This is a genomic window from Janthinobacterium sp. NKUCC08_JDC (assembly GCF_019345575.1).
GTDB lineage: Bacteria > Pseudomonadota > Gammaproteobacteria > Burkholderiales > Burkholderiaceae_D > Janthinobacterium > Janthinobacterium aestuarii.
Window position 1 is genome coordinate 129,793 of sequence record NZ_JAHKQW010000002.1, and the last position, 18,816, is coordinate 148,608.

17 protein-coding genes are annotated in these 18,816 nt (G+C 56.4%); 15 read left to right on the forward strand and 2 right to left on the reverse strand.

Annotation, left to right across the window (positions count from 1 at the left end; all coding sequences use genetic code 11):
• The first annotated feature begins 44 nt into the window (after positions 1–44).
• From KO538_RS06560 to KO538_RS06600, 9 genes are all read left to right on the forward strand, one after another.
• Positions 45–1,079 (forward strand): polysaccharide biosynthesis protein, encoded by a 1,035-nt coding sequence (locus tag KO538_RS06560; protein WP_219327820.1) that lies wholly within the window; start codon positions 45–47, stop codon positions 1,077–1,079.
• Between the two features lie 4 nt (positions 1,080–1,083).
• A complete protein-coding gene (locus tag KO538_RS06565; protein WP_219327821.1) occupies positions 1,084–2,193 on the forward strand; it encodes an NAD-dependent epimerase/dehydratase family protein in 1,110 nt (369 codons plus the stop codon).
• Positions 2,194–2,196: 3 nt separating this feature from the next.
• Positions 2,197–3,327 carry a non-hydrolyzing UDP-N-acetylglucosamine 2-epimerase gene (wecB, locus tag KO538_RS06570; protein WP_219327822.1) on the forward strand — a complete coding sequence of 377 codons (1,131 nt, stop codon included), beginning with the start codon at positions 2,197–2,199 and terminating at the stop codon, positions 3,325–3,327.
• A 25-nt stretch (positions 3,328–3,352) separates the two neighbouring features.
• Positions 3,353–4,591 (forward strand): glycosyltransferase family 4 protein, encoded by a 1,239-nt coding sequence (locus tag KO538_RS06575; protein WP_257620206.1) that lies wholly within the window; start codon positions 3,353–3,355, stop codon positions 4,589–4,591.
• Between the two features lie 2 nt (positions 4,592–4,593).
• Positions 4,594–5,196 carry a sugar transferase gene (locus KO538_RS06580; protein WP_219327823.1) on the forward strand — a complete coding sequence of 201 codons (603 nt, stop codon included), beginning with the start codon at positions 4,594–4,596 and terminating at the stop codon, positions 5,194–5,196.
• Positions 5,196–5,876 (forward strand): acetyltransferase, encoded by a 681-nt coding sequence (locus KO538_RS06585; RefSeq protein ID WP_219327824.1) that lies wholly within the window; start codon positions 5,196–5,198, stop codon positions 5,874–5,876. The genes KO538_RS06580 and KO538_RS06585 overlap by 1 nt, the downstream gene beginning before the upstream one ends.
• A gap of 4 nt (positions 5,877–5,880) precedes the next feature.
• On the forward strand, positions 5,881–7,065 hold the full coding sequence (locus KO538_RS06590) for a DegT/DnrJ/EryC1/StrS aminotransferase family protein (protein WP_219327825.1): 1,185 nt from the start codon (positions 5,881–5,883) through the stop codon (positions 7,063–7,065).
• Positions 7,066–7,162: 97 nt separating this feature from the next.
• The gene (locus tag KO538_RS06595; RefSeq protein WP_219327826.1) at positions 7,163–9,172 is read left to right on the forward strand and encodes a nucleoside-diphosphate sugar epimerase/dehydratase; all 2,010 of its coding nucleotides are present in this window, start codon (positions 7,163–7,165) and stop codon (positions 9,170–9,172) included.
• 188 nt (positions 9,173–9,360) lie between these two features.
• Complete coding sequence (locus KO538_RS06600; protein ID WP_219327827.1) at positions 9,361–10,596, forward strand: lipopolysaccharide biosynthesis protein; 1,236 nt, start codon at positions 9,361–9,363, stop codon at positions 10,594–10,596.
• Positions 10,597–10,926: 330 nt separating this feature from the next.
• Here KO538_RS06600 and KO538_RS06605 read toward each other — a convergent pair whose 3' ends face one another.
• Complete coding sequence (locus KO538_RS06605) at positions 10,927–12,477, reverse strand: DEAD/DEAH box helicase (protein ID WP_219327828.1); 1,551 nt, start codon at positions 12,475–12,477, stop codon at positions 10,927–10,929.
• Positions 12,478–12,861: 384 nt separating this feature from the next.
• On the opposite strand from KO538_RS06605, the gene KO538_RS06610 reads away from it, so the two are divergent.
• A complete protein-coding gene (locus tag KO538_RS06610) occupies positions 12,862–13,080 on the forward strand; it encodes an oxidoreductase-like domain-containing protein (RefSeq protein WP_083292492.1) in 219 nt (72 codons plus the stop codon).
• A gap of 10 nt (positions 13,081–13,090) precedes the next feature.
• On the opposite strand, the gene KO538_RS06615 is transcribed toward KO538_RS06610, so the two are convergent.
• Entirely contained in the window at positions 13,091–14,782 is a 1,692-nt protein-coding gene (locus tag KO538_RS06615; protein ID WP_219327829.1) for a methyl-accepting chemotaxis protein, read from the reverse strand.
• Between the two features lie 480 nt (positions 14,783–15,262).
• Here KO538_RS06615 and KO538_RS06620 point away from each other — a divergent pair, with 480 nt between their 5' ends.
• The 5 genes from KO538_RS06620 (at position 15,263) to KO538_RS06640 (ending at position 18,798) form a co-directional block, all read left to right on the forward strand.
• Positions 15,263–15,982: a Crp/Fnr family transcriptional regulator gene (locus tag KO538_RS06620; RefSeq protein ID WP_034747863.1), complete on the forward strand. Its 720-nt coding sequence runs from the start codon at positions 15,263–15,265 to the stop codon at positions 15,980–15,982.
• Positions 15,983–16,052: 70 nt separating this feature from the next.
• A complete protein-coding gene (locus KO538_RS06625) occupies positions 16,053–16,658 on the forward strand; it encodes a glutathione S-transferase (RefSeq protein WP_219327830.1) in 606 nt (201 codons plus the stop codon).
• A 120-nt stretch (positions 16,659–16,778) separates the two neighbouring features.
• A complete protein-coding gene (locus tag KO538_RS06630) occupies positions 16,779–17,270 on the forward strand; it encodes a DUF4265 domain-containing protein (RefSeq protein WP_128142020.1) in 492 nt (163 codons plus the stop codon).
• A gap of 263 nt (positions 17,271–17,533) precedes the next feature.
• A complete protein-coding gene (locus KO538_RS06635; protein ID WP_139143258.1) occupies positions 17,534–17,926 on the forward strand; it encodes an STY0301 family protein in 393 nt (130 codons plus the stop codon).
• A gap of 158 nt (positions 17,927–18,084) precedes the next feature.
• Positions 18,085–18,798, forward strand: coding sequence for a YjjG family noncanonical pyrimidine nucleotidase (locus KO538_RS06640; RefSeq protein ID WP_219327831.1), 714 nt, complete (start codon positions 18,085–18,087; stop codon positions 18,796–18,798).
• The last annotated feature ends 18 nt before the right edge of the window (positions 18,799–18,816 follow it).

Consider the following 18,816-nt stretch of genomic DNA (forward strand, 5'->3'; position numbering starts at 1 on the left):
ATAAACATATTTTACTTAATATTTTAATTTCGTTTGGAGATGTTATGTTTTCTGGCAAGACACTGTTAATCACGGGCGGCACAGGCTCCTTCGGCAATGCGGTACTTGAGCGTTTTTTGAATACCGATATCGAAGAAATCCGTATTTTTAGCCGTGACGAAAAAAAACAGGACGACATGCGCAAAAAATACCTCAGCCCCAAACTGAAGTTTTATATTGGCGATGTGCGAGACTTCAACAGTGTGCTGAATGCCACGCGCGGCGTCGATTATATTTTCCATGCTGCTGCGCTGAAGCAGGTTCCTTCCTGTGAATTTCATCCGATGGAGGCCGTCAAGACCAATATTCTCGGTACCGACAATCTGCTTGAAGCAGCGATACAGAACAGTGTGCGGCGAGTGGTATGTCTGAGCACGGACAAGGCAGCCTATCCGATCAATGCCATGGGCATCTCCAAAGCCATGATGGAAAAAGTCATGGTTGCCAAGTCGCGCAATCTTGACGATGCCAAGACAGTCATTTGCGGCACTCGCTATGGCAATGTGATGGCCTCGCGTGGTTCCGTCATTCCGCTATTCGTCGAACAGGTCCGCGCAGGCCAGCCGATTACGATTACCGATCCGGAAATGACTCGCTTCATGATGACCTTGGGCGATGCTGTCGACCTGGTGCTGTATGCATTTGAGCATGGTACGAATGGCGACATGTTTGTACAAAAAGCGCCCGCTGCCACAGTAGAAGTACTGGTGCGCGCCCTGCTCGCCATCCTTGAAAAACCGGATCATCAGGTAAATATCATCGGTACCCGCCATGGCGAAAAATTATATGAAACGTTGTTGAGCCGCGAAGAAATGGCCGCTGCCGGTGACCTGGGTGAATATTTCCGTGTACCGCCCGATCTGCGCGACTTAAATTACGGAAAATTTGTCGAACAAGGCGAGCAAAAAATCTCCAATTGCGACGATTACAATTCACACAATACCGAGCGCCTGGATCAGGCCGGCATGCAAAAGCTGCTGATGAAGCTTGACTTCATTCAGGCAATTGTTCGCGGTGAGCAACCAACAGCAGAAGGTTAAGGTCATGAAGGTTTTAGTCACCGGCGCGCAAGGTTTCATCGGCAAAAATTTGATGATACACCTGCGTGAACGCAGCACTATCGAAGTGTTGACCTTCATTAATGGCGAGTCACTCTCTTCGCTAGGCGAAAAAGCGCTGCAGGCAGATTTCATTTTTCATCTGGCGGGAATCAATCGTCCTCAGAATGACGCCGAGTTCGTTGCAGGAAACACCGACCTGACCCAGGCATTGTGCAATACATTGCAGGCCGCTGGACGCGCTACGCCTGTCTTGTACACCTCATCGAGCCAGGCGACGCGCGACAATGCCTATGGCAACAGCAAGCGTGGCGCGGAGCAGGCATTACAGGCCTTCAGTACCGCCACCGGTGCCGCCGTGCACATCTACCGTTTGCCGAATGTATTCGGGAAGTGGTGCAAGCCCAACTACAATTCGGCTGTGGCGACTTTTTGCCACAATATTGCGCAAGGTCTGCCGATTCAAATCAACGATCCTGCCTTCATACTCGATCTGGTGTATATCGATGATGTGATTGCCGAGTTCTTGAGGGCGATGGAAGGCAAACAAGCTGGACAAGAAGCATACGCACAGGTACTGCCAGCCTACCGCATCAGTGTGGGCGATCTGGCAAAGCAACTGCAGCGCTTCAAGGATAGCCGTGCCAACATGGTCACAGAGGCGGTTGGCACAGGACTGACCCGGGCGCTGTATTCCACTTTCATCACATATTTCACGCCAGAGCAATTCTCCTATCCTTTGGTCAAGCACCAGGATCCGCGTGGGGTATTTGTTGAAATGTTAAAGACGCCCGATGCCGGCCAGTTCTCTTTCTTTACGGCCCATCCTGGCATCACCCGCGGCGGCCATTACCACCATACCAAGACCGAGAAATTTCTCGTCATCAAAGGAACAGCGCGGTTCGGCTTCCGCCATATCGAAAGTGACGTGACGCACCAGCTTTGCACCTGCGCGGAGACGCCGCAAGTCGTGGAAACCATTCCAGGCTGGTCGCATGACATTACGAATATCGGTGAAGATGAAATGATCGTCATGCTGTGGGCGAATGAAATCTTCGACCGTCAGCATCCCGATACCATTACTTACAAAGTGTAAAACATGAAAAAATTAAAAGTCATGACTGTGGTCGGTACACGGCCGGAAATTATTCGCCTTTCCCGCGTGCTGGCCAAACTGGATCAACATTGCGATCATGTTATCGTACATACAGGCCAGAATTACGATTATGAGCTCAATGAAATTTTTTTCCAGGATCTGGAAGTCCGGCGCCCTGATCACTTCCTGAATGCGGCCGGAGCGAATGCCGCCGAAACCATAGGCAAGATCATCATCGCAGTCGATGCAGTCATGGATCAGGTCCAGCCAGATGCCGTACTGATCCTGGGTGACACGAACAGCTGCCTGGCAGCGATTCCCGCCAAACGCCGCAAAATTCCAATTTTTCATATGGAAGCGGGAAACCGCTGCTTCGACCAGCGCGTGCCAGAAGAAACCAATCGCAAGATCGTCGACCATACTGCCGATATCAACCTCACCTACAGTGACATCGCGCGCGAGTATCTGCTACGCGAAGGCTTGCTGCCGGACCGCATCATCAAGACCGGTAGCCCCATGTACGAAGTGCTGCATCACTACAAGGCCGGCATCGACGCGTCAGACGTGCTGGCACGGCTGCAATTGAACGCTGGCGGCTATTTCGTTGTCAGCGCGCATCGCGAAGAGAATATCGACTCCGATGTCAATTTCGCCAAACTGGTGGATGTACTGAATACGGTGGCGGAACACTATCAATTGCCGGTTATCGTCTCGACCCATCCTCGCACGCAAAAGCGTATCGACGCCAAGGGTATCGTCTTTCATCCTCTCGTGCGCCTGCTCAAGCCGCTGGGCTTCAAAGACTATGTACACCTGCAGGCGCGCGCCCGCGCGGTCCTCTCCGACAGCGGTACCATTACCGAGGAATCGTCGATTCTCAATTTCCCGGCCCTGAATATTCGCGAGGCCCATGAGCGCCCGGAAGGCATGGAAGAGGCAGCAGTGATGATGACAGGACTGGAAGCGGCGCGCATCCTGCAAGGCTTGGCTATTCTGGAAACACAGGCCCGTGGCGACGTACGCGACTTGCGCCTGATCTCCGACTACAGCATGCCCAATGTATCGGACAAGGTAGTGCGCATCATCCATAGCTATACCGATTACGTCAATCGCGTAGTCTGGAAAAAAGCCTGAGCAATTGCCGAAAATAGGAATTACATTGCGCATTCTCTTGTTAACACAGTGGTTTGACCCCGAGCCCACCGCCAAAGGCATGCTGTTCGCACGCCAATTGCGTGAGCTTGGGCATGAAGTCGAGGTCATCACCGGATTTCCAAACTACCCTGAAGGTCGTATCTACCCAGGTTACCGCCAGTCGTGGCGCCAACGCGAAGTCATCGATGGTGTGCAACTGGTGCGCGTGCCGCTGTACGCCAGCCACGATAGTTCGGCAGTAAAAAGGTTGTTGAATTATTTCAGCTTTGCTCTGACATCATGCCTGTATGGTATCTTCATGTCCCGCAAGGCCGACGTGATTTATGTCTATCATCCGCCAATGACAGTCGGCCTGTCGGGCGCCCTGATCGGCTGGCTGCGGCGTACACCCTTCGTCTACGACGTGCAGGATTTGTGGCCCGACACCCTCCGGGCAACCGGCATGATAGGCAATGCACGCGCATTGAAAATCGTCGGTGCGGTCTGCAACTGGATTTACCGTCGCGCCAGCCATATCGTCGTGCTGTCGCCAGGCTTTCGCAGTTTGCTGGCAGAACGTGGTGTTCCTGCGGAAAAAATATCTCTGATCTATAACTGGTGCGACGAAACGACATTGCGTGCCCCCACCACGGCCACCGGCGACCTGTCCTTCCTAGATGACCGCTTTAACGTGGTTTTTGCTGGCAACATGGGCAAGGCGCAAGCCTTGCAGGCCGTGCTCGCGGCTGCGGCGTTAGTCGCGCGCCAAGACAAGCGTGTGCAATTTGTATTCGTTGGCGGTGGAACCGAAGTGTCGACGCTCCAGCAACAGTGTGCCAGTTCGAACCTTGAGAATGTAAGGTTCGTGCCACGCATGCCAATGGAACAAGTCGGACAGCTGCTAGCGCGCGCCGATGCATTATTAGTGCATCTGCGCGATGATCCGCTCTTCGCCATCACTATTCCGTCCAAGACTCAGGCATATCTTGCCGTGGGCAAGCCGATCATCATGGCCGTACGCGGCGATGCCGCCAATATGGTACGCCAAGCCGGAGCAGGCCTGGAAGCCGAACCGGAAAACCCGGCCTCAATCGCGCAGGCAGTGTTGAGCCTTGCCAGCATGTCCTTGCCACAACGGGAAGCCATGGGTCAGCAAGCCATGCAATATTATCGCGACCATCTCTCCTTGCAAGTCGGCGTGAGCGCTTTCATTAAAGTTTTTACGCAAGTATTGCCCTCAAATAAGCGCAGGAGCCAGGGATAGATATGGTAAAAAGACTATTCGACATAGCAGTGGCAACGCTGTTGCTGATACTGACCTTGCCGTTGCTACTGTTAGTGGCCGTGCTCGTGCGCCTGTTTCTCGGTGCTCCCGTACTCTTCTCCCAGGTTCGCCCTGGCCTCCACGGTCAGCCCTTCACGGTTCACAAGTTTCGCAGCATGAACGACCGCAAGGACGAACAGGGCAAATTATTGTCCGATGATGCACGGCTCACCTCCTTCGGTTTGTTCTTGCGGCGCAGCAGCCTGGATGAATTACCTCAACTTTTCAACGTATTGATGGGGGACATCAGCCTGGTGGGGCCTCGGCCACTGCTGATGGATTATCTGCCGCTGTACTCACCAGAACAGGCACGACGCCATCTTGTGCGGCCTGGCATCACCGGCTGGGCTCAGGTCAATGGCCGCAATGCCATCAGCTGGGAGCGGAAATTTGAACTCGATGTCTGGTATGTCGATCACCAATCATTCTGGCTAGACATGAAAATACTGGCCCTGACAGCGAAAAAGGTACTGATCAAAGAAGGTATCAGCGCACAGGGCGTCGAGACAATGCCGCGATTTTACGGTTCAGACAAGGATAAATAATGAAACAAAACGTGGTGATTTTTGGCTGCGGCGGCTTCGCCCGCGAAGTACATCAAATTATCGAGGACATCAATACCGCTGCAGGTAATGAGTTCCCACTCAATTTTCTCGGTTTCTTGGATGGCAATGCATCCTTGCATGGTACCGAGGTGCATGGCTATCCCGTATTGGGCGGCCTGGAGTGGCTGGATCAGCCGCACGCCGCACCTGTGCACATCAGCGTGGCAGTCGCAAACTGTGCCGCCCGGAAGAAGATCGTGAGCGCCATCGAAACTGGCGGCAAAGCGGCATTTCTGCAGCTGGTCCATCCACGCGCCTGGGTTGGTAATCGCGTCGTTATTGGTGAGGGCGCGATCATTTGCGCCGGCGCCCTGGTGACCACCGACATCGAGCTTGGCCGACATGTCATCATCAATATCGGCGCCACCGTAGGACATGATGCTCGCATTGACGACTTTGTCACCGTTGCTCCCTCCGTGAATGTATCCGGCGCTGTGCTGGTTGGCCCTGGCTGCGACCTGGGCACCGGCAGCGCGATTATTCAAGGAAAAACCATTGGCGCTTGGTCTGTGGTCGGTGCTGGCGCCGTGGTCGTCAAGGACGTCGATCCCAACGTCACCGTCGTCGGCTCACCTGCCAAAATCATCAAAACCCGCCAGCCCGGCTGGCATCAGGAATAAAAACATGACACTTACGATAGCCCGCCCGGCCCCATGGCCTGTGTATCCCGAAGATGAAATCGCAGCCGCGACTGATATCTTGCGTTCTGGCAAAGTTAATTACTGGACTGGCGATGCCGGCCGCGCATTCGAGCGTGAATATGCCGCCTATGTCGGTAGCAAACATGCTGTTGCCGTTGCCAACGGCACCGTGGCGCTGGAATTGGCCCTGTACGCATTGGGCATTGGTGCAGGCGATGAAGTCATCACGACCAGCCGCACCTATATCGCCTCGGCCAGCTGCGCAGTCATGCGTGGCGCGCTGCCAGTGATCGTCGATGTGGACCGCACCACCCAGAACATCTCGCCAGAGGCCATTCGCCTGGCCATTACACCACGTACCAAAGCCATTTTGGTCGTTCACCTGGCAGGCTGGCCATGTGACATGGATCCGATCATGGCTTTGGCCGAGGAGTTTAACCTCAAGGTCATTGAGGATTGCGCGCAGGCGCATGGCGCCACCTACAAAGGGCGCCAGGTAGGGTCGATAGGGCATGCTGCAGCTTTTTCATTTTGCCAGGACAAGATTATTTCGACCGGCGGTGAAGGTGGGATGATGACCACCAGTGACGATACCGTCTGGGAAAAAGCCTGGGCCTACAAGGATATTGGACGCAGTTACGATGCGGTATACCGGCGTGAACATCCACCGGGTTTTCGCTGGCTGACCGAAACCTTCGGCACCAACTGGCGCTTGACGGAAGTGCAATCGGCAATAGGCCGTTTGCAATTGAGCAAGCTGGATGAGTGGGTCGCCGCACGTCGGCACCATGCAGCAATTCTGACCGAGGTGTTTTCCAGCATTCCAGCGGTGCGCCTGACCTTGCCGCCCGCAGGCATTGGCCACGCTTACTATAAATATTACGCCTTTGTAGAAACGGAACACCTGGCACCCGGCTGGAACCGTGACCGTCTTATCGAGGAGCTGAATGCGGCTGGCGTTCCCTGTTTTTCCGGCTCATGCAGTGAAATTCATCTTGAGAAGGCATTCGATACCTTGCCAGTCAAAATACCGCCCGTACACGTCCCCGTCGCGCATGAACTGGGACAGACAAGCTTGATGTTCCTGGTTCATCCAACACTGACTGCCGAGTACCTGGATCAGGTATGCGCAGTGATACGCAAGGTATTCGCACAAGCAAGCGCCTAACGTTCACGCATAACAGGCGGATTTCTTGACTGGCATCCGCACAAATTCGCTCTTGCCCGCGCAATGCGTTGTGTTTTTTTTAGATGAGTAATAATTAATGAATTCTTTATTGAATTTTTCGCGCTGGCAAAAGCAGATCGTCGCAGTCATGGTCGATATGTTTTTTTTACCGTTGACTTTTTGCATCAGTGTTTTGTTGCGTTTTGACGATCTCAGTTTTGCCCTGTTTAAGCCATATTTATGGCTGATCGTGGCAGCACCACTCATCTCAATTCCAATCTTTATCCGCCTGGGACTATACCGTGCGGTAGTTCGCTATATCGACTACAAAATTGCTTATGTCGTCCTGACCGGGGTCACCCTGTCCGTTGTCTTGCTCCTGGCAATAACCGCATTGACCACCGGATTCAATGGCATATCCCGCGGCGTATTCGGTATTTATTGGGTCAATGCCATCCTGTATGTGGCAGCAAGCCGCTTCATGGCCAGAGCATACTTCACGCACATCAGCAGAGCGAGCCACGGTATCGCCGTCGCCATCTACGGCGCGGGTTCCTCCGGCAGCCAATTGGCACAAGCGCTGTCGAACGGCGGAGAATATCGTCCGGTTGTTTTTATCGATGACAAAAAGGAATTGCAAGGTGCAACGCTCGCCGGTATCCGTGTCTATTCCCCCACGGCGCTGCCAGACCTGATTGCAAGCAAAGCGATCCGCAAGATATTGGTGGCAATGCCTTCACTGTCGCAAGCCCAGCATCGACGCATACTCGATACCCTGGAACCACTGAAAATCAAGACCCTCATTACCGCGCCCATTAAAAGCCTGGTAAACGGGGTGGCACGCGTGCAGGATATCCGCGAAATCGAGATTGAAGATCTGCTGGGACGCGACGCGGCGGAAGCGGATCAAGATCTGATGGCAATGTGCATTCTGGGAAAAACCGTGCTGGTTACAGGTGCCGGCGGCTCGATCGGTTCGGAATTGTGCCGGCAAGTCTTGCGCCAGCGGCCGACCCGTCTGATCTTGCTGGAAATGTCCGAATTTGCCCTGTATTCGATTGAACAAGAATTGCAGGCGTTGAGAAAAATGCTGGATGTCGAGGCGGAGATTATTCCCTTCCTTGGATCGGTGCTGGAAACGGATAAGTGCGAACGGATCTTACGGACGTTTAACGTCGAGATGATTTATCACGCAGCCGCATACAAGCATGTTCCGCTCGTTGAACATAACCCCATCGAAGGGGTGCGCAACAATGTCTTCGGCACGCTTAGTATTGCCCAGGCAGCAATGGCCGCAGGCACCAAATGCCTGATGCTCATTTCGACGGACAAAGCAGTACGTCCGACCAATGTCATGGGAACAACCAAGCGCCTCGCTGAACTGATCTTGCAAGCGTTCGCACGTGAGCAAAACACAACACGATTTTGCATGGTTCGCTTTGGCAATGTGCTGGGCTCTTCCGGCTCGGTAGTACCGCTGTTTCACAAACAAATCAAGGCTGGCGGACCAATTACCCTGACCCATCCGGAAATCACGCGTTACTTCATGACCATTCCCGAGGCAGCGCAACTGGTATTACAAGCTGGTGCGATGGGTGTCGGTGGCGACGTGTTCGTACTTGACATGGGCGAACCGGTAAAGATCATGGATCTGGCCGAACGCATGGTTCACCTTAGCGGCCTGGAAGTCAAAAGCAAGTCTACTCCCGATGGCATTGAAATCGTTCAGGTCGGCTTGCGCCCTGGCGAAAAGCTATATGAGGAATTACTCATCGGCGACAATGTTCAAGGTACCGAACATCCGTTGATCATGCGTGCCGAGGAGTCGGAAGTTCCGTGGACGGAATTACAATCGCTGCTTTCTGAAATGGATAAGGCCTGCACGCTTTTCAATTATGAAGAAGTGCGTACCTTGCTGATGCGTGCGGTAAAAGAATATATGCCGCAATGCGGTATCGAGGACCTGATATGGGCTGAAAAAAACCGTACCCAGCTCACCGCATCGTCACACCCGCCATTGCAGGACACGAAGTATTTGTCGACAAATCCGACCGCCATAGGCACTACGGAGCGGGCTGAGTATATGAACGACAAAGGCCCGAACTAAAGCGCGCCCCCTACTTTGCATCCCCCCCAGAAAGGTTACAAGGTAGCGAGAGCAGGACATTTTTAAGGAGTTGCGACTTCTAAAGTGCTCACACTACGACTTGCCTTGCAGTCCCAATTTGAAATTATATTGCCGACCGAAAACGGCCTTGATGAATTAAGATATTCATCTTCTTACTAAAGAAAACTATGGAAAATTCGAAAGACACACAGGACATTAATGAATATATCGATGACGGATTCAATCTCACCGATTTTCTGGCTAGCTTGTGGCATGCACGCCGCTTAATCATCTGCGTTACGGTAGCGACCTCGGTGATCGGTGTTGGTTCGGCGTTATATTCCTCCAGCTACAAGAGCGAAGGCTTCTTCCAGTTCGGCGGCAAGATTCCGGCGCAAGAAATGCTAAAAGACAAAGACAAAGATAAAATTCTGCCCAGTGGTATAGCGATCCCCGATTTCAAACGCTATGCCGCAGCCCTCAACACGAATGAACGCTTTTCTCAATTCGTACGCCAGAACAACATGCAAAATAACCCCGACGCCATGCGTTTGCATCGGGATTTCGCCTCGCGCGAAGGCATCACCAGCCGGATTGAACCAGTCTATCCATTTACCAAACTCGATGCCAAAGAACTTGGCGTCGACAATACCGAAGGCAACAATAATGTCATCGGCTTGCGTATCAATTATGCCGCCAAGAAGCCCGAGGATGCGCAACGCACGGTGGCATTGCTTGGCCGTTACACCATGGATACGATCGTCTATCTGATTTACTCGGATATGCTGCGCTTCAAACGTGCAGAGATTTCGTCGAAGATCATCAAGCTGGACAATGACATCATCCTGAGCAAGGAAAAGCTGGAAAAAACCATGCGGAAGGGCGAGGACTTGAGAAAGATCGTCTCGCGCTATCCCGATGCCGCCAACCAGTCCGCACGTCAAGTGATTTCCGTTACCGAAGACAATGCGCGTTTTTTGTCGCCAGTTAGCCAGTTGATGAGTACCGAAGTGGAAACCAGCGAAATCAAGGAAGACATTTACAAGGCTCAACGCGAGAAACAGCAAAACCTCCTGTTACTTGAATACTACGATGGTGCCAAGATCTTGACTGATGGCTCAAAATCAGGCGAAGCTATCCTGCACGCGCTGGAACCACTCAAGACAGCTGTCTTCAAAAGCAAGAATATGGCGGATGATGCAGTTCAGGAAATTTACAATCGGATCTCCATTGAAAACCAAAATGCAGTCAATCTCTACCTTGAGAAAAGCCGTTTCATTGCTGGCCCTAGCCTGCCAGAAAATCGCTCGGCACGTTTGACCATCACTTTGGCCCTAAGCATACTTGCTGGCTTGGCATTATCTATCTTCTTTGTCACCGTACGTAACTGGTCCCGCAATAACATCCTCAAATTACGAGGCTAAGAGGGTGTAGGCAAAGTCACTACCAAAGCTGTGGCAGGCTATTTCGAAGGGAGCGAAGCATGCCATGGCAACGAAACGTTCACTCGACGGTACTACGTCGCCAAGCAATGCCGGCGGCAGGCCGCCAGCGTTAAATCCTGAGCATATCGCAGTTTTGCACAATGACATGATGAAGTGTGCATGTGCATGTGCATTGCAACCGCCGCGATCTTGTCAATGCGTGTCTCCTACGTACAGAAACCCCGAAAGTTGACAGCAACTTTCGGGGTTTCTCTCAGTTCAAGCCTTTTATTTTTATAGCGCACAAGCAGGGCAACTTGCCGTATCGTATTACTGCTTCAGCAACCCACCCAACAACGCTGCCACCTTCTGCTTCGGCTTGGCTGCGGCAGGCGCCATGCTGGCGGCAGCGGGAGCGGCTGCTTTGGCGGGCTCATATGGCTTCAGGAACCAGGGATCGGCCTTCTCGCGGCGGGCGCCAGGACCAAAGGCGGGACGCGCACCGCGCTCGGCGGAACGGCTGTCGCGGCTCTCGCCGGCATGGCGGCTCTCCGGGGCGCGTGCGGGACGCGCCTCGCCACCTTCGGTGCGGCGCGGTGGGCGGCGCTCGCTGTCGCTGCTGCGGGCAGGAGCGGGATTGAAGCCCGTCAATTCGCCGCGCTTGATGCTTTGCTTGATGAGTTTCTCGATATCGGCCAGCAAGCGCTCGTCTTTATCCGAGTAGATCGAGATGGCGTCGCCCGAGGCGCCGGCACGGCCCGTGCGGCCGATACGGTGCACATAGTCTTCCGCGTTGTACGGCAAGTCGAAGTTGATGACGCAAGGCAGGTCGGAAATATCCAGGCCGCGCGCCGCCACGTCGGTGGCCACCAGCACGTCGATCTCGCCCTTCTTGAACGCTTCCAGCGCCGCCATGCGTTCCTGCTGGCTCTTGTCGCCGTGAATCGCCGTGGCGCTCATGCCTTCCTGCTCCAGCACGCGGGCCAGGCGCGAAGCGCCAATCTTGGTGTTCGAGAAGACGATGACCTGCTTCAGGTCGCGTTGGCGTAGCAGATGGGCGACCAGGGCATGCTTCTGGTCTTCCGTGACCTTGTAGACCACTTGCGTGACCTTGTCGGCCGTCTGATTGCTGCGCGCCACTTCGATCGTCAGCGGATCGTTGAGGAAGGTGGCGGCCAGTTTCTTGATTTCTGGAGAGAACGTGGCCGAGAACATCAGGTTCTGGCGCTGCTTCGGCAGCAAGTTGATGATGCGTTGCAAGTCCGGCAAAAAGCCCATGTCCAGCATGCGGTCCGCTTCATCCATGACCAGCATCTGTACTTGGCTCAGGCTGATGTTCTTTTGCTCGATATGGTCGAGCAGGCGGCCTGGCGTGGCGATGACGATTTCCACGCCGCCGCGCAGGATGACGGTTTGCGGCTTCATGTCCATGCCGCCGAAGACGACGGTCGAACGCAGCGGCGTGTGCTGGGCGTAGGCCTTGACGTTTTCGGCCACCTGCACCGCCAGTTCACGCGTCGGCGTGAGGATCAGCGCACGCACCGGGTGGCGTGCCGGCGACATGCTGCTGCTGGCATGCGCCATCAGCAACTGGATGATCGGCAAGGAAAAACCGGCTGTCTTGCCGGTGCCCGTTTGCGCGGCACCCATCACATCGCGGCCTTGCAGCACGACGGGAATCGCTTGTTCCTGGATCGGTGTCGGATGGGTGTAGCCCTGGTCGGTCAGTGCGCGCTGGATTTCAGGCGCGAGGCCGAAGTCGGCAAAGGTCAGGCTGGGAGCAGCGGATGCGGCAGGTGCTGGTGCAGGCGCAGCGGCGACGGGCGCCGCTTCAGGGGCAATCGCCGGGCTGGGCGTAGGAGTCGATTCGGTTTCAGACATAAATTTTCTGGTGTGCCTCCGCACTGCGGAAGCCATGCTTTCTCAATAAACAACATTTCGGGGCACAGGCAGCTCCGTCTTGCAAGCCATGGATCATTGTTCTTGCGGCACCTCTGTGCTCCGGGACATGCTGGATGGCGTATGCGGGAGCGTCGAAGAGATGTGCTGCGATGGCGGCGGAGATCGCGCCGGCGGAACATCGCGCGCAGAAGATACAATATCAGTGCTGTAAACGATACCCTAATTCACCGCAACTGTACACGGAAACCGTGATTTTTGAGCAAAAAGCATTCCAGCAATGGCCTGCGGGAATGCCGTATGATGCCGTATGATGCCGTTCCAATGCCTGCTCCGATCCCTGCCGCTCCATCCCCTGCCCTCACCATGTCCACCCCGCCCTTAGCCCACGATCCGCAACCGCAGCCACCCAGCAAACCGGGCAATGACGAGTGCTGCCATAGCGGTTGCACCTTTTGCGTGCTGGAAATGTACCAGGAAGACCTGGCCGCCTACGAAGAGGCCCTGAGGGCCTGGCAACAGCGCCAGCAAGCCGCTGCCGCGCCCGCGGCCCCAGGCGTCAAGAAGCCGCGCAAGCGCGCTTGACTTCATTCACTTAAAAGCTTTCCCACTCATCGACTGGTGCCGCGCGACGCGCCGTGCTGGCCAGTTGACGCGGCGCCGGTGCCGGCGTCACGGTTGCCGGCGTCTTGACGGTGACGGTGACGGGTGCGCGCGGCCGGTTCGCGGCGGCGCTGGCCACGTCAAGCTTGAAGACGCTGACGACGGCGCTCAGGCTGGCAGCCTGTTCCTGCATCGATTCGGCTGCCGCGGCCGCCTCTTCCACCAGGGCCGCATTTTGCTGCGTCACCTGGTCCATCTGGGCGATGGCCTGGTTAACTTGCTCAATACCGGCGCTCTGCTCGCTGCTGGCGGCCGTGATCTCGCTCATGATGTCCGTCACGCGGGTGATGCTGGCAACGATGTCATCCATCGTGCGGCCCGCCTGGTCCACCAGTTTCGAGCCCGCCTCGACTTTCTCGACCGAATCGCCGATCAGGACCTTGATATCCTTGGCTGCCGCGGCCGAGCGTTGCGCCAGGTTGCGCACTTCCGTGGCCACGACGGCAAAGCCGCGCCCCTGCTCACCCGCACGCGCCGCCTCGACGGCCGCATTCAGGGCCAGGATATTGGTCTGGAAAGCAATGCCGTCGATGACGGCGATGATGTCGACAATCTTGCGCGACGATTCGTTGATCGACGCCATCGTGCCCACCACTTCGCCGACGACCTTGCCGCCCTCGATGGCGATGCTCGACGAGGTCTGCGCCATGGTGTTGGCCTGGCGCGCATTGTCCGCATTCTGCTTCACGGTCGACGTCAGCTCTTCCATCGACGAAGCTGTTTCTTCCAGCGAACTGGCCTGCTCTTCCGTGCGCGACGACAGATCCTGGTTGCCGGCCGCGATCTGGCTCGACGCCGTGGCGATGGTATCGGTGCCGCTGCGTACCTGGCCCACCAGCTTTTGCAGGCTGGCATTCATGTCTTTCAGGGCCTGCATCAACTGCCCCGTTTCGTCTTGCGATTGCACAACGATCTGTGCGGTCAGATCGCCAGCGGCCACCTGGCGCGCCACGCCGACGGCCTCGATCAGCGGACGCGCCACGCTGCGCGCCACCCACAGCGCCAGCAACATGCCGATGACGACGATACCTACCACCAAGCCGATCAGGCTGGCGCGCGAGGCCGCATAGGTTGCATCGGCGCTGGCGCTCGAGCGCACGCCGCCGTCCGTGTTAATCGACACCAGTTTATCGAGGGCCGCCATCATGTCCGTCATGACCTTGGCCGACGGCCCCACAGCCAGCGCGCGCGCCTCTTCCTTTTTCATCTCGCGCGACAGGCTCAGCATGGTTGCATGCAGACGCATGAATTCATCGTTGAGCGCCAGGAAGCGCTCGAACACTTCCTTCTCGCCCGCTGCGGAAATCAGGCTTCGGTACTTGTCGGCATCGGCCTTCAACTTGGCCTGGGTTTCCGTCATGCGCGTTTCGTTCTGCGCCATGTCGGCATCCTGCGCGGCCAGCATGTGCGCCAGCTCCCAGCGGCGGAAATCGCTGACATCGCTGCGCATATTCATGGCCGTCAGCACGCTGGGCATCCAGTTGTCGGACAGGTCGGTCGACGCGGTATTGATGCGCGCCATGGACAAGATCGCCGACACGCCCAAGGCCGCCGTCAACAGCAGCACGCCGCCAAACGACAAGATCAGCTTGGTGGCAATTTTCAAATCAAAAAACCATTTCATGCGTTGCTTTCCTTCATTAAACAAACGGGACAAAGTGAGCAGTGATGGAGAGCAAGTTCATACCGGCACACAAATCGAATTTCCGCAATGCAACATTTTATCACCGTCGTACTGCAGCGCAGAGTGGTTTGATCGCGACATACGGCCAAAGTTCGCGCATAGCGGGCAGCACGGCATTTTTTGCCCAAACACGTTTGTTTCCACAAGGAAAAATACAGTAGCAGGCGTAGGAGTCGGATGACACGAGGCAATGTTCCTAGCCTACATAAGCACGTCGGCTCATCCGATGCCCGCCGGCGCCCCCTGGTTCTATAGTGGATACAAGATTCAGCACAACGCTAGCAAGCCATAAAAGCAGCGCCATCCAACAAAATCAGAAGACGAGGCCCTACCATGTACAAAGCTTATAGCAACCTGACACCAGCAACGAATGCCCACGCAGCCGCCCAGCACAACTGGCAAGCCGCGCCCGCCACACCGATGATCAGCATCACGGGTGCGCAACAGAACGAATTGCTGCGCGCCTTGTCGCGCGCCGATCTGGAGCGCCTGTTTTGCCAATTGGAATTGGTCGCTTTGCCTGCCGGCAAGCACCTGTTCGATTGCGGCGGCAAGATTGAATACACGTACTTCCCCACCAACGCCATCGTTTCTCTGCTGTATGTGATGGAAGACGGCGCCACCACCGAGATCGCCGTCGTTGGCCGCGAAGGCGTGGCCGGCGTGGTGCTGTACGAAGCCGAGCGCGCCACCTGCACCGCCATCGTGCAAACGGCCGGCTACGGCTACCGCCTGAAAACGGCCTTCCTGCGCGAAGTGTTCAATGAAGGCGGCGCCCTGGCGCAATTACTGATGCGCTACACCAGCGCCATGTTTGCGCAAATGGCGCAGAACGTGGTGGGCGGCCGCCATTGCAGCATCGAACAAAAACTGTGCCGCTGGCTGCTGGACCGCCTCGACCGTTCGCTGTCGAACGAGCTGAAGGTAACGCAAGACACCATGGCCAACATGCTGGGCGTGCGCCGCGAAAGCATCACCGTCACAGCCCGCAAGCTGCAGGACGAAGGCTTGATCCAGTACCGCCGCGGCACGGTCGAAGTACTCGACCGCGAAGGCCTGGAAGCGGCCGCCGGCAATTGCTACAAGGCAGCCCGCGCCGGTTTCGAACAATTCCGCAGCGGCATCAGCGCACACAATTAAGCACCATGCTGGCAAACGGGCAGGCAAGCGGGTATCGTAGACACTCCCGCTGACTTCCCGGAGACTGGCCATGAAACTGATCGGCATGCTCGACTCGCCCTATGTGCGCAGGGTCGCCATCTGTTTGCAACTGCAGGGCATTAACTACGAGCACTTGCCGCTGTCCGTGTTCCGCAACATGGATGCCGTGCGCGAGATCAACCCCGTCATCAAGGTACCGACCCTGGTCCTGGACGACGGGCAAGTGCTGATGGATTCCACCTTGATCCTGCACTATCTGTCGCTGCTGCGCCCCGCCACCTCCATCCCTGACCTCGCCAACAGCGTGCGCGCACTGCGCTTGACAGGCTTGGCGCTGGCCGCCTATGAAAAAGCTGTACAAATCGTCTATGAGCGCAAGCTGCGTCCGCTCGACAAGCAGCACGCGCCGTGGCTGGAACGGGTCAGCATGCAATTGCACGCCGCGTGGAACCTGCTGGAACAGGAATGCGCGCGCCTGCCTCTGCCTGGCGAGACGGGCACCATCGACCAGGCGGGCGTGACCATCGCCGTCGGCTGGAGCTTCGCCCAGCTGGAAACGCCCGATATCGTCAAACCGGCCGACTACCCGGCCATCCACGCCTACACGCGCTCGGCGGAAACCCTGCCTGCCTTCCTGGCCACGCCGCCAGTCTGAACCACCGGGCGAACTGCCTGCGGCAGGTGCGGCCCCAGCAGGCACGCACCCGGTACAATATTGGTATTCCCCTATCTGGCGCGCCCAACAGCGCGGCGCGCCGGCACCATGAAAGAATGAATGGAAGACATCAATTGCGAAGGCTTGCCGCACATCCGCGTACTGGCAGGCGAAAACACCGACGGCCCCGTGTATGAGACCCTGCCGGCACGCCAGATCGACGAGCACGTCTACGAACTGCTGGCCTCGCCCGGCCTGACCCTGAACCTGGCACGCGGCGACATCGTCAGCATCGCCGACCCGCTCGCCCCCGCCGAAGTATTAAAACGCGGCGGCAACTTCTGCATCCAGATCTACGCCGACGACGTGTCGCAAGAGGCAGTGGACCAGCTCGAACGCGACGTGCAAAGCCAGCTGGGCGGCACCATGGACGGCCAGTACAAGGGCAACCTCACCTTCAGCGTGCCGGGGCATCACGGCATCTACAACGTCAACGGTCCCTTCGACGCCTTCCGCGAAGCGACGGGCGTGGAGTGGTACTTCGCCAACATCTACGTCAACCTCGATGACGACGATGATGAAACCTTGCTCAACTGGTGGGTGGATATGTAAGGTTGCCCGTGCGCCAGGCGGGGCCATAACACACGTCAATGCGTCGTATTGCCCTGGCGCACATCAAGATACCGGCCCGCATCTTGCGTACGCTCTCTCTACCGTCAACCACAGAGAGAAACGCTATGCCCTACATTGCGCGTGCCGACTATGCAAAGCAAAAAGAGATCGTAGGAAATGGCGAATGCGTCACCCTCGCCAGGCACCTCACTGGCGCCCGTGCCTCGTCGCTTTGATCGCCCCGAAATCTATTCGGTGGTCGAATGAAGCCGCTCGCACTGCTGGCATTGGCTATCGCGGTCACGACGATGCAGCCAACTGCAGCAGCCCCTTTTTCTTGCCCGCAAGCAGCTCCATTGACCTGGGACCTGCCAGCCGCCAGGCTCGACAGCGTGCGCGTGCTGTCCTATCCGGCGAATCAGCCGCCAGCGAACGGCGCCGCCTTGCCTATCCTGGCACCAGACAGGGAGTGGACACGAGCCGGCACCTTGTATCAACGCTGGAATATCAATTTCGATGCCCCCCACTATCTGTTTCAAGTGGACTGCCTGTATGCCGGTACCGAACGCTACCTGCGCTTGGATTTGCCGGGAGTCAAACAGTGCACCTCAGCTATCCAACAGCGAACGAAAATAATAAGTTTTCAGTGCAAATAGTACGCTGGGCCGAATTTCTCATGCATGCTCATGGGAAAAAACGGAGTGCGTGTGACAAGTCTGGCAGCGGTCGTGGTGGATCGCCAGCGCAGGGCACGGCAAACCGAACTCATCGCTACGTGCTACGATGCAAGACAAGTTCCTTTCAATGACACGCCATGAAATACAAGCTATTCCTGTTTGACCTCGACGATACCCTGCTCGACTTCCGGGCCTCCGAAAAACGCTCGTTCCTGCACACCATGCACGAACTGGGCTTGCGCGACAACATCGACGCGCTGTTTTCCCAATACCAGGCGATCAACGTCGACCTGTGGAGACGTTTCGAAACGGGTGACGTGACCAAAGATTTCCTGAAAGTGGAGCGCTTCCGCAAGACGTTTGCGCTGAACGGCATCGCCATCGATCCGGAACTGGCCAGCCGTTTATATCTGGACTCCCTGCCGGACACGGTCGTGCTCATCGATGGCGCCAAAGAAGTGTGTGAAATGCTGTCGCGTATCGGCGAAGTGGGCATCATCACCAACGGCGTCGACTCCATCCAGAACCGCCGCATCGCCGCCTCCGGCCTGAGCGACTACATCTCCTTCGTCGCCACCTCCGAAGCGTGCGGCCATGCCAAGCCGGACGTGCGCTTCTTCGAATACGCCGCCAACATGGCGCGCGCATTCAGCAAGGATACGACCATCATCATCGGCGACCGCCTGGACGCCGACATCCTGGGCGCCAACCGCTACGGCATAGCCAGCTGCTGGTTCAACCCGGACAGCATGGCCAATACCTCGGCCGCCATTCCCACCTATGAAGTGGCCAGCCTGCATGACATCGTGCCGGCGCTGGACGTGATACCGGTGAACTTGAAACAGGCTTGATCGCCAACAAGCGCACCA